The organism is Candidatus Melainabacteria bacterium, from assembly GCA_003963305.1.
In the GTDB taxonomy this organism is placed as follows: Bacteria; Cyanobacteriota; Vampirovibrionia; order Obscuribacterales; family Obscuribacteraceae; genus PALSA-1081.
Genome location: RXJR01000030.1, coordinates 20075 through 33594, shown reverse-complemented (window position 1 = coordinate 33594; position 13520 = coordinate 20075). Strand labels below are relative to the sequence as shown.

The 13520-nt window shown below is 49.0% G+C and carries 13 protein-coding genes; 5 read left to right on the top strand and 8 right to left on the bottom strand.

Translation table 11 applies throughout. From position 1 onward, the window contains the following. Positions 1 to 170 precede the first annotated feature (170 nt). A complete protein-coding gene (locus EKK48_26685; protein ID RTL36274.1) occupies positions 171 to 1088 on the top strand; it encodes a hypothetical protein in 918 nt (305 codons plus the stop codon). A 61-nt stretch (positions 1089 to 1149) separates the two neighbouring features. Here the strand turns inward: EKK48_26685 and EKK48_26680 are convergent, their stop codons facing one another. From EKK48_26680 to EKK48_26645, 8 genes are all read right to left on the bottom strand, one after another. Then, positions 1150 to 2262 (bottom strand): hypothetical protein, encoded by a 1113-nt coding sequence (locus EKK48_26680; protein RTL36273.1) that lies wholly within the window; start codon positions 2260 to 2262, stop codon positions 1150 to 1152. Between the two features lie 136 nt (positions 2263 to 2398). Continuing rightward, on the bottom strand, positions 2399 to 3487 hold the full coding sequence (locus EKK48_26675; protein RTL36272.1) for an SDR family NAD(P)-dependent oxidoreductase: 1089 nt from the start codon (positions 3485 to 3487) through the stop codon (positions 2399 to 2401). Positions 3488 to 3717: 230 nt separating this feature from the next. Beyond that, positions 3718 to 4701: an NAD-dependent epimerase/dehydratase family protein gene (locus tag EKK48_26670; protein ID RTL36271.1), complete on the bottom strand. Its 984-nt coding sequence runs from the start codon at positions 4699 to 4701 to the stop codon at positions 3718 to 3720. Next, positions 4698 to 4964 carry a DUF962 domain-containing protein gene (locus tag EKK48_26665; GenBank protein RTL36270.1) on the bottom strand — a complete coding sequence of 89 codons (267 nt, stop codon included), beginning with the start codon at positions 4962 to 4964 and terminating at the stop codon, positions 4698 to 4700. Before EKK48_26665 ends, EKK48_26670 begins: the two co-directional genes overlap by 4 nt. Then, the gene (locus EKK48_26660) at positions 4961 to 6037 is read right to left on the bottom strand and encodes an NAD-dependent epimerase/dehydratase family protein (protein ID RTL36269.1); all 1077 of its coding nucleotides are present in this window, start codon (positions 6035 to 6037) and stop codon (positions 4961 to 4963) included. The genes EKK48_26665 and EKK48_26660 overlap by 4 nt, the downstream gene beginning before the upstream one ends. Before the next feature lie 90 nt (positions 6038 to 6127). Next, positions 6128 to 7795, bottom strand: a complete 1668-nt coding sequence (locus EKK48_26655; GenBank protein RTL36268.1) for a GH3 auxin-responsive promoter family protein — start codon at positions 7793 to 7795, stop codon at positions 6128 to 6130. Positions 7796 to 7804: 9 nt separating this feature from the next. After that, positions 7805 to 9031: a hypothetical protein gene (locus EKK48_26650; GenBank protein RTL36267.1), complete on the bottom strand. Its 1227-nt coding sequence runs from the start codon at positions 9029 to 9031 to the stop codon at positions 7805 to 7807. Next, complete coding sequence (locus tag EKK48_26645; GenBank protein ID RTL36266.1) at positions 8995 to 9912, bottom strand: alpha/beta fold hydrolase; 918 nt, start codon at positions 9910 to 9912, stop codon at positions 8995 to 8997. The genes EKK48_26650 and EKK48_26645 overlap by 37 nt, the downstream gene beginning before the upstream one ends. 288 nt (positions 9913 to 10200) lie before the next feature. On the opposite strand from EKK48_26645, the gene EKK48_26640 reads away from it, so the two are divergent. The 4 genes from EKK48_26640 (at position 10201) to EKK48_26625 (ending at position 13415) form a co-directional block, all read left to right on the top strand. Next, complete coding sequence (locus EKK48_26640) at positions 10201 to 10914, top strand: hypothetical protein (GenBank protein RTL36265.1); 714 nt, start codon at positions 10201 to 10203, stop codon at positions 10912 to 10914. A 19-nt stretch (positions 10915 to 10933) separates the two neighbouring features. Then, positions 10934 to 11698, top strand: a complete 765-nt coding sequence (locus tag EKK48_26635) for a hypothetical protein (GenBank protein ID RTL36264.1) — start codon at positions 10934 to 10936, stop codon at positions 11696 to 11698. Next, complete coding sequence (locus EKK48_26630) at positions 11699 to 12346, top strand: isoprenylcysteine carboxylmethyltransferase family protein (protein RTL36263.1); 648 nt, start codon at positions 11699 to 11701, stop codon at positions 12344 to 12346. A 385-nt stretch (positions 12347 to 12731) separates the two neighbouring features. Next, complete coding sequence (locus tag EKK48_26625; GenBank protein ID RTL36262.1) at positions 12732 to 13415, top strand: hypothetical protein; 684 nt, start codon at positions 12732 to 12734, stop codon at positions 13413 to 13415. Positions 13416 to 13520 lie beyond the last annotated feature (105 nt).

Here is a 13520-nt window from a genome sequence, read left to right as displayed (position 1 = left end):
CAGATTCCGAAAAGCCTTACAGAGACGAGCTTTTAGATATAAAGACAAGTTTTCAACTGATATCAGCTTAAAACCGAAATTGATTGTCAAGGAACATAGTAAATGGGGTAATTTTGGCACAGGTGTTAAGATGACACTGGTGTTGCAGTCCATCCTCGCGGAGGCTTTAGATGGTTTCGGTAAACAAGTCGATTCGTTACTTGACGATGGTCGGGTCCGCATTCTTACTAGCTGGCACGTGTGGTTTAGCGGCCCTGGCGGACGGTGACACGCTGCCGCCGCCGCCCCCTGATGAAGACACCCCGAAGCCTGTATTCGACCGCTCTAAGTACGTACAGACTTATCCAGTCAAGAAACCTGGCGCGATCACTACGACTACAACGACTACTGTCACTACCCAGCCGCAGCCTGCGGCCACAACGACCACAACGACCAGCAGCACCACCGTCACGCAGTCCACCCCTTCAGCAACCGTCTCGAGCACAGCCACAAAGTCTGCACCAGGCGGCAACGTCAGTTTCAGACCCGCTAACGCCGCCGCCCAGGCATTGCTGAACAGAGCCTACGACCAGATGCGTAAAAATCAGTTTGCAAACGCAGTGCAATTGCTGAACGAAGCCGTACGCGCTGACGCTAACAGCATAGTTGCCAGGCGTTATCTCGCCTATGCGTTGATCCGTATCGCCAGACCAGCCGAAGCACTCAATCAACTCGTACTGTTGACCAACATGCTCAAACCTAATGCACCAACGACATTCGACAACTTCAATTTAGGCGAAGCCTACCTATCTTTACGCAACTACACCGCCGCTCAAGATGCTTTCAAAGCAGTAGTGGCGGTAGAGCCAAGGAACGATGCGGCACGAGGCGACTTAATCAAAGCCTATGCATATGACTCAAAATTCCCTGAAGCGATGACACAACTGACAATCGGACAGCAAAATCGCGATCCGCGAGTGCAAAAGTATTACCGCACTCTGCTTGAGTTGATTTACACAGCGAAAACTGCCGCTACTGTAGGCAACACAGCCACTCAAACGACGGGTGGTGAGTCCACCAGCACCTGGCAGCAAATCACGCCCAAATAACTCCAACAAATCAAAGCTAGAAAAGAAGTCTAACGCGGCCAATTTCTGACGAATCATTTTTCTACGCGAGAAGTATTCGGCGCTGATTTGGATCGCGCAGTCTCCAGATTGCCGCGTCAGTAGCGAAGTGATGGAAATTAAATACAGCGAGACAGACGACGGCTACGGATGCGAAATCAAATCCGATTTGCTGGAAGAAATGCGGTATACCAACGTAAATGAACACGCCTGACAAAACTATCAGTCCCATATACTCGAATGTAGAGGACTTCCAGAACAATGCAGTTACCGCCGTTGGAGGCGCTCCCTCAGGCAACCCACGCTCTTTCAGGTAGTACGCCATAGAAACGGCAATGTACTGACTGCCATGAAAGAAAGCAGGTCCGTACAGCCAACACATTGAGTTCAGCGCCCCCTGGCTAAAACCAATCAAAGCTACAGTCGCAATCAGCAAAATCGATGGAAATGGTGGCAGCTTTCTTTCTATGAGAGTCTTCCTGACGAGCGTGATTGAGAATAGAGCTGATACTACAATAAAAACGAGCTGAGAAACTTGATATAGCCAAACTGGAAGAGGTCCCCAAAATGGGCATCTAATGCCGAGAAACGCATGTGGACTGAATTCGCGAAAGGTCAACATGCGAATAAAAATAAAAATGATCATGGTATAGACAAACCACCTGAAAGTCTCACGCTCCCAGCTCTTCAGAAAATAACCACGCTTATAGCAATAGATCAGAGAGATTCCAAAACTCTGGGCCGCATAGTGCCAGAATACTAAAAGCAGGTAGAGATAAATAAGATCACCCGCACCACCAGGAGCGATCAGTCCATAAAAAAAAGTCGGCACCAGAGCGAGTGGCAAATACTTCGTAAAAAATTCAAAACGCTGCCTGCTGTCGGCACCGGGATAAATACGTAAATAAGTCGCGGCCGTGTGAGAATCAGCAAAAAGATGTTGCCCTAATAACACCGCAACTAGCAAGGCTCTTGCAAAAGGAGTTCCGGAATTTGCACTGGACGGAACACTCCAACCAAGAACAAGCAAATTTACGAGCAAAAAAATCCAGACCAGTCCTCCGTAGACAAAGAAAAAATCTACGAATCGATTAACAATCCATGGATAAAGTTTGACTGGTGACTGCGGCGATGTCTGCGCGGAGTTACTGTTCAAGTAGAAAGCCCTGGGTGAGAAGCTACTTCGCATCTTACCCGGATAGTTCAAATTTCAAATCGTGAGGCAAGCTCTGAAATAGCAATCGGCGCCATCGTCAACCCGCCATTTATGCCGGTAACAACTTAGAATCACCCTACGCCTGCCCGCTTGTGGCACCGGCATCTTTTATTCCCAATCGATTCCTTTGAACGCCCAGATAATAAGGCGCCGTTCGCCTAACAGTCTCTTCAAATGCAGTCTGATGAAAATCCAATTCGTCGATTGCTTTCTGAGAACTGAAAAAGATCTTGTGCTGGCTCAACCAGGTCTGTTGCCTGGTGAGTGGAGCATTGATAGGCTTGGAGATAGTCAGTTTGCCAATTTTCAATTTGGGCAAATTTGGCAAGACATTTTCACAAAACGTACCGGCTGCAACCAGAAGCCATCCCGGAAATTCGAATGCAGGAGGTTTCGTGTGCATCTGATTGCAGAAAACTAGCGCTGCATCACGGAAGCTCAAATTGGCACTGACCAGAACATACCTCTCGCCGAGCCGTCCTTTAGTCATTGCGGTGATGTGCGCATCGACAACGTCGTCGATATCAGAGAATGGAATGCCGCCAGGGGGAACGCCAAATAGATTTCCCTTAGACATCGACTCGAAAATAGCGTGATGATGAGGATGTGTATCACCTTCTCCAAAAATAATGCCCGGATTGAGCATGAGAACCGGGACACCCTCTTGATAGAAGTGCCTGACCTGCAATTCAGCTTCGTACTTCGAATCGCAGTAATTCAGCCCTTTTCCAAGCAAATTGTATTCGAGTTCCTCAGTGCCGATTTCTCCGCGTGGCGGTATGCCTATGGCGGCTACGGAACTTGTATGAATAACCCGTTTGACATGGTGCTTCTGCGCCGCTTCAAGAACGTTGCGAGTACCGAGCACGTTTACACCGAACTGTCGCTGAATGTCGCGCTTCTTATATGAAACCAACCCGGCCAAATGAAAAATCACATCGCAATTTTGCACCGCCGACGATACTTGCTCCGGATTGGTGATATCTCCACCGTAGTGCTCGATATTCATACCGGCAAACTGATTGGAGAGTCCGCTGCTACGCCCAAAAGTTCTCACATGATGACCAAGTTCGTGTAAACGCCGAACCAGTTTGGAACCAATAAAGCCTGTGGCTCCGGTCACCAGAATCTTTTTCTCTTGTTTTTCGTGGTCTACCAACGGCAATTGCTCCGTTCTGTCGGACCATGCTCAAAGGAAACAGGTTCGACGAACTATCCTGAAGATAGTGTATCCGAGGCAAGCCAGTTAGGGGCCTTGTCAGCAAGGACGAAAAATCTTGCAGTTTCCTGAATATCAGGGAGTTTTGGAAAGATTTAGCGAGCTTAAGCTGATATCAGTTAAAAACTCAAGAAAGTCCAGAAAAAAGCACTAGTGCCCGCTTCACCAGCTAAAACTCATAACTTAACGGCACCAACTTCAGAATCTGCAGAATTGTAACTTTCAAAAGCTCTCTTTACAGGCGTCGGATCCAGCTTGAAAACGCTCAGTAAGGCATTTTCTGCACATACATTGTCTGACAATGCCAGCTTAACTTGATCGCGGTTAACCGTAGGCACCGTCTGCACAGCTTCGCAGACAACAGCCAGAAGGCTCGCTACTCCCGGATGTAAAGCAACGATAGGCTTGCGCACGTTGAGGGCATCCATGAACTCTTCAACAAACTTCTGCAACGTCATAACTTGCGGTCCACCAACTTCAAGAGTCTGATTGACGACGCCCTGTTCATCGGATTCCAATGATAGACAAATAGCTTCGACTAAATCGCCTATAAAAAGGGGTTGGATCTTATTCTTTCCACCGTTTATAAGAGGCACGACTTTCTTATTCAAGATTATCTCTCTGTAGCGATTGACCAGCTTGCTGTCGCGCTTTCCAGTTAAGCGACCAAATAACAACGGTGGACGCAAAATCACAAATTCCAGACCACTTTTGCGAATCTCGTTTTCAGCCATCCACTTTGTTGCGTGGTAAGAGTTATCGGCATCCTGCCTGGCGCCAAGCGATGTAATCATGACAATGCGCTTGACACCAGCCTTTTTACAAGCAGCTACTAAATTGCGCGTTTGCCCTGTGTGCAAATCTTCCAGACGCTCGCCCTTTTTCGGCGCCACACTACCAATCAAGTGCACTACCGAAGTGCATCCAGAAAACGCCTGTCCGGTCAATTCTGTCATTTCCGGATTTGCAACACTGAGGTCTGCCGTAAAAATCTCTGCGCCAAAATTTTTCAAAAGGTCAACGTCTGCACTACGGGCACCTGGATGAACAAGTGCCCGCACATCTGAGCCGGAGAGACAAAGCTTGTGGATCAGATGACAGCCAAGATAACCAGTAGCACCATCGACCAGCACACGTTGCTCTTTAAGGCCCGTCATCATGATCCTCTCTTGTTTAACTTACGCCAGATGCTCTTGATCAAGGTGACCTCGCCAACTTCGTTTCCCTGGGCCCGATGACCAAGATATTGAAATAAATAGCCGAAAAAGATCAGTAAACACCCCAGTCCGGCTTGCCCAACAAAAAGAAGATAGATACCATAAAATGCGGCTGGCACACCGAATACATGCAAAACGGCGTTGACTGGGTGTTTGTGACGCTGACAATAATCAATTAGAAATGCCACAACGGGATTCAATATCATCTTGAAAGCGCTCCACTGGTAGGCTTAATCGACAAAGCCTGATCAGATGTGCGAAAGGTCGCGAGAGTACTGCGCATGCCTTCTTGAAAGGGAACACGCTCGGTATAAGGAAGATCTTGTTCCGCTTTAGCGACACTGAATCCTTGATTAACGGCCGCCAGACGAAATGCCGCCTTCGAAAATCTCGCCAGGCCTCTCTGCTTTTCTATTGAAAGAGACGGGGCGATGGCGGATACAGTCAGACAAACCAGCTTTGCCAGGGCACCTGGCACTTTCTTAGTGACACGGGGCAAGCTCAAACCATCAGCGATGGCATCAAACAATTCTTTTTTCGAGATTTTCTGTCCGTCAGTCAAGTTGTACACCTGACCGTAGGTTCGTTCGTTGAACAGAGTAAGCTCGACAGCTCTGGCTAAATTGCCTACAAAAATTACATTTGTCTGTTTGGTACCACCATCGATGAGCATTGCCTTACCAGTACCGATGGAATTGATCAACCGCGGCATCCATGATCGTTCACGTGGACCATAGATAAATCCAGGACGCAGCGAAGTTACCTGCATGGAACTGGAGCCCCTGAAATTCATGACGGCAGTTTCAGCCTCAATTTTGGAGTCAGCATATGATTCCCCACAAGGTCTTAGAGGGGCCGATTCATCGACATCATATTGATCTCCCTGCCCTGTGATAACAGACAAAGAACTGATAAAAACAAAATGTCGCACACCTGCGGCATCAGCAGCCTTCAGGGCATTTTGAGTGCCACCGACATTAGTGGCAAAGATAGACTGACGAGAACCAAAAGGATCGACGCTACCAGCCGCATGGACAACCGCTTGTACTCCAGTAAAAGCCGTCTTGAGAGCGTCTGCGTCCTCGATGTCCGCAATGGCCACTCTGATCGAGCCCTGACCGTCGTATGAAGAGATAAATTTCTCCAAAAATTCAGGGGGCTTGCGTAACACGGCGACAACGTGAAAACCTCGATTAGCTAGATGTTCCGCCACGTGACTGCCAACCAGCCCACTGGCACCGGTAACTGCTACCGTCGCACCGCGCGTTGGATCTGCCATATAAATGTCCTCCGATCATGCCTGGCTCAACAGGTCGCTTCCCTTGCTCAACAGGTCGTCTCCCCCGGTTCAACAGGTCGCTTCCTTTGCTCAACAGGTCGTTTTCAACAGTTCCAACCTCTGCGAAAAGGATTTCGGCGAGCTGAGCAAAGGAATTTTCACCTGCGCCTCGGGAGCGCCTTCCTCAACGCGCTGCTGTCTGAGACGCATGTAAGTTCCGGAAGGAAGTGTCCGCAGTTCAGGCAGTCCCAGTCGCTTGGTCGAGCGTTTGTCAGCATACTCGGGATTCTGCATTTTGAGCGAGTGATCAAAGATTCTAATGAATTCATTTTTGACTGACTCAGGCAGCCCGGAATTTAGTTCGGCGAAACACACGTAATGAGGGGGGAAGCCAAGCTCTACCTCTGATGTGAAGTGAGTGATCTCGGCAAGATTAAGCTGTCGCACGGCCATTTGCAGAGCAACCAGAACTTGTTCTTCCGTCAATTTTTCACCCGTAATCGAGCTAATGCCTAGCCCTTTGCGAACGAACTGAATGATTGGAGCGTTGGATTGCATGCCAACCACTTCCACCAGATCATTGATGTCATAGCGGTACAGACCTGAGTTAGTCGTAAAGTAAATGTAGTAGCGTCCACCGACGAGCAACTGATCGGCCGTAAGAAATTTTGGAGAAGCAGAATCAGCATCTTCTTCGGCAACGAACTCAAAGAAGTGACTGGTGAGAGCAACAACACCACCGGCACCATCTGAACTGAGCGGGATAGAGCCGCGTCCTTCGCTTGCCATGTAGCCGAAATCCCGCACGGGAACATCGCCGAATGACTCAGGCAAGCGCTCGAGATAGAAGGACATGGGTCCACCCTTCCAGCAGATTAGTCCGCTCAGGTTAGGCCAGAGCAGTTGCGGACTGAGCGTGCCTCGCTGTTCCAGCAGACGTTGAAGCTGCATGCCTCGCTGGCGATTGGGTTTGAGATATCGGGCAAAAGCAGCGGCTAAATGCGGAGGCGGCGCATACACAGATTTGACGGTACCATCGCATATATCAGCAACGAGATCTGCTGCGTGTTCTTTCAGCTGATCAGCTAGAAGCAGAAGGCTTGACGGATTGCAACAAATGACCGCCGTCACATTCTGCGCCATGGCGATGCGCAACATCAAGTAATACTTCATATCTACATCTTTGATCTTGCAAAGCTCGTAGGGAACGGAAAAGTGATGCTTCAGTATGGCTGACTGACGCTTGTTGAGCAATCCAGAGACAGCCCCATACGGAGCACCACTTTCTACGAAGCCCTCTTCGTCATTGCTGGTTATGATCAAAAACTTTCCAACCGAGCACTCAGGGTGATCGACAATCATTTGATAATTATGAATCTGGAAAGCATGCGTATAATCTTTCAGATGCGAGTTTGTGATCGGAATAAACTTTGGCTGAGCCGTAGTACCACTAGTAGTGGCAAACATGAACGGAGATTCGGCGGTTAACTGATTCTTCTCACCATTTTTTAAAGCCTCGATGTACGGATGCAAATTTTCATATTTGTTGGCGCCGACACGGTTCTGATAATCCGCAATGGAATTGATCTTATCGAAGTGATGTTTCTTGCCGAAGGCGGTATTCTCGTTAGCCCTGATAATCTGAAGAAGTTTCTGTTCCTGCGCCGAACGCGGATCGTTCATAGCTGACTTGAAACGTCTGACATGCGTAGAGGCACGGAACAACTGGCCAACTGAAATATCGAGGTTCTTTAACAACTTATTGCCTCACACAATACGCTCGGGAACTAGCGGTGGCTGGAGATTACTTAAAGTTTCGGAATTAAGGTACTGCTGTAAACGTTGATTTCTCACGTTAACTCCCAGTCCGTGATTTTTTAGGATTTTTCCCTGTCCTCCCCATCCGACATTTAAATTCTCATCTGTAATGTCTTGCTTGAGCAGAAAGAAGTTGTTTGAGCCCTCGTAATTATCGAACGGCGGCTCAATAGCGGCAAACGCTCGCCCGGCAGCGCTCAGGATACCGCTTTCACCAACCTGCGCCCCCATATGACAGGCAATTCCGAACTGACGAGCAATCGCCGCAATCTGGCGAGCGGCCATAATTCCACCCACCTTCGAGATACGAATGTTGAAGGCGCTGCAAATCTTATTTTCAGCCAGGTGGTGCGCATCATCTACAGTGCACAATGATTCATCCGCCAGAATTTGCTCGGGTAACACTTTCGTAAGAGCAGCCAACTCATCAAAGCGATCGGCAGGAAGTGGCTGCTCGTAAGATTTGACGCCGAAAGCTCGCATCTGTTCCGCAGCCCTTACAGCTTCGTCATACGTCCAGGCACAGTTAGCATCGACTCTAATATTGACGTCTCGACCGAGCAGATTGCGCGCCACCTTAAGTCGATGCAAATCAAATTCCAGGTCCTTACCAACTTTGAGCTTTACTGTTTTAAATCCGTAGGCTTTATAGAACCAGAGCACGGCAGACAAAGCTTTCGAACCGCCAAACGGAACTACTGCACCATATGTAATAGCATCAGGGAGGGGCGCAGTTGGACAAGCGACCAACTCCGAAACGGTCTTACCAACACACTTTCCGGCAGCGTCTAAAAGAGCCAACTCAAGAGCACAGAACGAAGCACCCTGCGGTCGGCTGCTCAGACGGAGTTGGTTCCAGACTTCACCTAAACCTGCGATCAGTTCGTCCGCACCGGGGAACTGTTGGCCAAGCAGCAGCGGAGCGTACTGGTTAGCAACCGCAGCTAGTGCACCGGCTGGATTTTCCCCAGTCACGTAATCTCTCGGTATGCCTTCACCAAACCCGACATACGTTCTACCGTTGTGTTCAATCGTCACCCTGACGACCAGGTTCTCTGAACGATCTCGAGAAGCAAGACTATGCTTAAACGAGAACCGAAAAGGCAATGTAATCAAAAAAGAGTCTATGGAACTAATTTTCATGCCACTGCTCCTGGTGCACGAGCAATGATCCATTCGACCAGAAGCTGACAGTATTGTTCGAACCAGAGAGGATCAAATTCAATGCTGTGAGCGGCCTCGGCAAACAACTTCTTGGTTTTGTCCGGCGCTGGCACATTTGCAAACCAGCGATCGAGCAGCGACACATCGACAATCTCATCGCGTCCAGACTCAATCAACAAAGTCGGCAAAGTCAACTTGCCGGCCGAGCGTTTGGCTCGAACTGTAAGAAAGAATTGTTCGAAGAAAAACTTCTTGCTGGCACTGATCAAGCGCAAAGGGTCGTTTTTGATAAAGTCCAGGTACATCGGATCTTGGGTAAACATCGTGGGTTCTATGGGAATTTCTAATTGTGCACGTGACGGAACATCGCCTTTCAACACAGATAAACCGATATCCAGTTTAATGCGCCAATCAAAATCTACTTTAGTATGAATCGCCGGACAAATGAGAATCAGGCCAGCTAGCGGAGGAAGGAATTTTGCGTCAGTGCAGCGATAATCAACACGAGCCAAAACTGAAGCAAGCTTACCGCCCCAGCAATTACCGACCAACACAATCGGTCTTCCAACATTCTCAGCTGCCACCAGTCGTAAGATTATTTCAATGTCGGCAAGCAGCTCTTGGCACTTTTGGAGATGTCCGCGTTCACCCTGGTTCAACCCAGCTCCGCGTCGGTCTGGCGCATAAACGGCGATTCCCCGTTGGGAAAGGACGTTAGCGGTGTTTTGAAACCACTGGCTGTGCCCTTCGATGCCATGCAGATAGACGGCCACCGGCAGTTCTTCCCGACCCAACCAGACGCGACAAGCGAGCGGCTGCCCATCACTACCGGCTACGAATCTGACCTGGTGACTGCTCTTATCCGTGAGAATAGACAGCGAATCGTTGGCCACCGTTTCGTCTTACCCTCTACCCTGTACCTGTAAAGTCCACAATATCGGAGAATGTTGCCGAGTTCAGCAAAGCTGCAAATTTATTGCCAGCTGGACAGCACAACAATCGCGAACGGGTGCGCCTCGCTTGAGTTTAACACCTCTTTGCTTCCGGCGGTGGCTGTAGATTACGAATCATTAGCATTATGAGGAAAATGCACTGAACATTAGCGTCATGAAACATCGTCAAGCGGCACACGTAGTAAAGTATTCATCTGGATTGTGCGACTAAATTAGAGGATATTCACTATGCGGCGGCTGCCGGGCTGGATGCCGAGCTTACTTCGCCAGATCAACTGGGGTTGCACCAATAGCTCCATCTTCGAATCTCAAGAAGACTCAATCGAGACATTTCAATCGGGACGTGCTTGCTGCCGCCAGTTATGGCATTTCATACAAGAACTCCCGTCCAACATTGCCTCGGTGCGCGATGCTCTGCCCCCTCACATGGACGCGGCCCGGCTTTTGCTCAGTGAACTGGCAGACGACGAGCGCATTTATCAAAAATTGTTCATTAAGCAATGTCAATTAGCCCGCCTAAATCCCCAGGAACTTGCGTTAGAAGTTCCAAGTCCCTCTACTCAGAACCTCTGCGAAGTAATGCGCACCTTTTGTCAAAGTGGAAATTATCAAGATGGCATTCTGGCAATCGTCACTGCTGAACTGGCAGCCACGGCCTTCTGCCGCTCGGCATTACCGCTTTTTGAGAAATATTTCGCAGCCTGCGGCAACTCGTATTCAGAAAAGGAAATTGAGGAAGGGTTGGAGTGGCTTCACCTGCATACCAAGCCGCATACAAAGCATGCACTCTGGCTGAAGCGAATGCTCGAGGATCTGGAGCAACAAAAATCAGATCAGCTGCCCGAGCAAGTAGAAGTAGTGCTGCATGCGGTTTTCGCATTTTTAGGGTGCCCTTCTCAAGAAATATCGACGAAAAAAGATCTCAGTCTGGCTAAGAAGTAACGAGGATAGGAACTAGAAAATGAGCGGTAAATCCGTCAGCACAAAAATCTTGACAGTGGCACTATGCGTGATGGCGTTGTCCGGAACGCTTTCCCAGAGCGCAGTTGCTCGCGCCAAGAAAGAATTGCTGGGTAACGCAGCCGGCTTATCGCGAGAGAATTTCGCTAACGCCACGAAAGACGGTAAAGAACTTATCGACAATTGGCTGAAGTCATCGGACTCGCTGAACAGCTATCAATTCAACTATCAAATGACTTGCTACAAGAGCGACGGCACGGTCACAGACACGGGCAATCTGTTCTTCAAGAAAAAACGTCTGCTGCGTATCGAACAGACAGGCGGTCCTAAGAAGGGCTCGGTAGCGGTCCTGCAAAGCGACGGCAAGGTGCGAGCGCATCCAGGCGGCGCATTCAAGTTCTTCACAGCCACGCTGTCTCCAGATAGCAACATGTTGCTCTCTGCAAACGGATGGCCAATGGTCAAGTCAGACTTTGTATCTCTGGCTGAGGCCGTCGAAGGATACATCAAAAACGGCGATGTGCCTAAAATGACTGAGACGCCTGTCCAGGTGCCTGGTCACGCAGAAAAACTGCACATTTTCGAACTCTATAAGGGTGGTCCGAATGGACCGATATTCAAACGAGCGCTATTTGACCCCGACTCAAATCTACCAGTTGAATGGTGGGACTATAGAGACGGAAACTTGTGGGCTCACAGCACTTGGAGCAACTTCAAGGCAACAAATCTATCAGATGACGTATTTATGATGAAGGGGGACAAATAAGTGGCAATTAACACACCTTCGCTGGTGGCACTCAGCCTGCTGGGACTAGGCGCGCTGATTTCCGCTCCGGTGTTATTCAAAGGATTTACGCGCCGAGGAACGGGCGTCAAATACGAACAGAACTTCCTCATTCAGCGAGCACCGCAGCTGATGTCACTAGCCAACATCGGCATAATTTCAGTGGGCTTTTTAACTTACATGGGTGTGCTACCGCCAAGTCTGGTGCCATTCTTCGCCCTGGTGTCTGGAGAGCCAAGCGGACTTGTGACGGTGATGTCCTGGACTGGTTGCGTTGTACTCCTGAGCGGTTTGATCTTTATGATTGGCGGCTGGTATTCATTGGGCGAGATGTTCTCCACAGACGCGGAAGTCATGGATAATCATTCCGTACGCGACACAGGTCTATTAAGCCTGGTAATGCATCCAGCATACTCGGGTATCATCCAGTCGCTGCTAGGTTCATCACTTGCAGCAACTTCAGTGCCCGCAGCACTCTTTACACTGTTCGTAGTGGCTCCACTGTGGCTTCGTCGAGCGAAGTACGAGGAGCAGCTACTGATAGAAAATCTCGGACAGAGCTACAAAGATTATGCTGAAAACATGAAGTGGCGACGTTTGGTTCCCCGCTTCTTCCCCATTGGAGTCTAGCGAGAGAAGTCTCAAACGTTTGGCTCTGAGACGCTTGTGCCTTCGCTCAGCTGTCTGGCTGAAAGGATATGATGTGGGCGGCAGACTCGCCGCACTCATCTGTTCGACAGGCTAGCTGCCGGCATGAGGCAGCTGATGAGACGTGAGGCTGCCGCATCCAAGCAGCATCCAGACAGTTCAACTTGAGCACCACAACTTAAAAGATTACCTTTTTGTTATACGAACCAAAAACGCAGATGACTGAGAATTCGGAATTTCTACGGCCAACCACTTGCCAACCTCAGTTTTTTCTAATGGTCCGGTCAATAAAACAGGGCATTCTTGCGCTATCGTAGTCTAGTTATCAAGCAAAAGGAAAAGCTGACGCCGAGCTAGTTTTGTCAGCATTGGAGAGAACTTGAACCAGCATCCCATTCGTTCAGCAAAGATCCGAGCAACCGTGCTTTCGTACTTAGTGCTTCTGGTATCCCTGAGCGCTCAAACTCCTGGTCAAGCATTCAAACTTCCAGGACAGAAATCAGACGCAGTTCAAGCTCAGCAAACTGGCGCTAAAGGAGAGGAAGCTCCGAAGCTGCTGGATGTGCCGGACAAACCCGCCTCAGAGAAAAAGAGAATTGCTTCGAAAATTCTGATTAAGGCGCCACCTGAAGTAGTTTGGTACTCGGTGCACGAAGAACGAAAACACGACCCTGATATCGCGTACAGCAAAGTCCTCGAGCAAGGAGTTAATGAACAGAAACTAGAGCAAAAGTTCTGTTTGCTTCCAGTAATAGGCTCAGCCACTTGCGTCATGCACCATACAGAGGTGCCAAACCAGCGGATCGACTACAAGCTTCTCAAGTCTGACCACTTCAAAGCCATGGAGGGCAGCTGGACCTTCACACCAGCCGAAAATGGCAAAGCAACAATCCTGGAGTTATCGACCCATCTAGATATGGGTGTGCCTGTGCCAAAATTGATCTTCAACAATTTGACCCAAAAGAAATTAGATAAACGTCTTGCGCACATCAAAGAGATGGCTGAAGGCGTACATTCCAAGGTAGCTGCGTCTGGCACGAAGACCGAATAGGACTGAGCTACGAAGAACTCAAATTGCTGGTATCACGTTTTAAACTGATATCAGCTTTAAATTACAGTCGAGAGTTTTAAACGATATCAGTTTAAAACGGTCAGA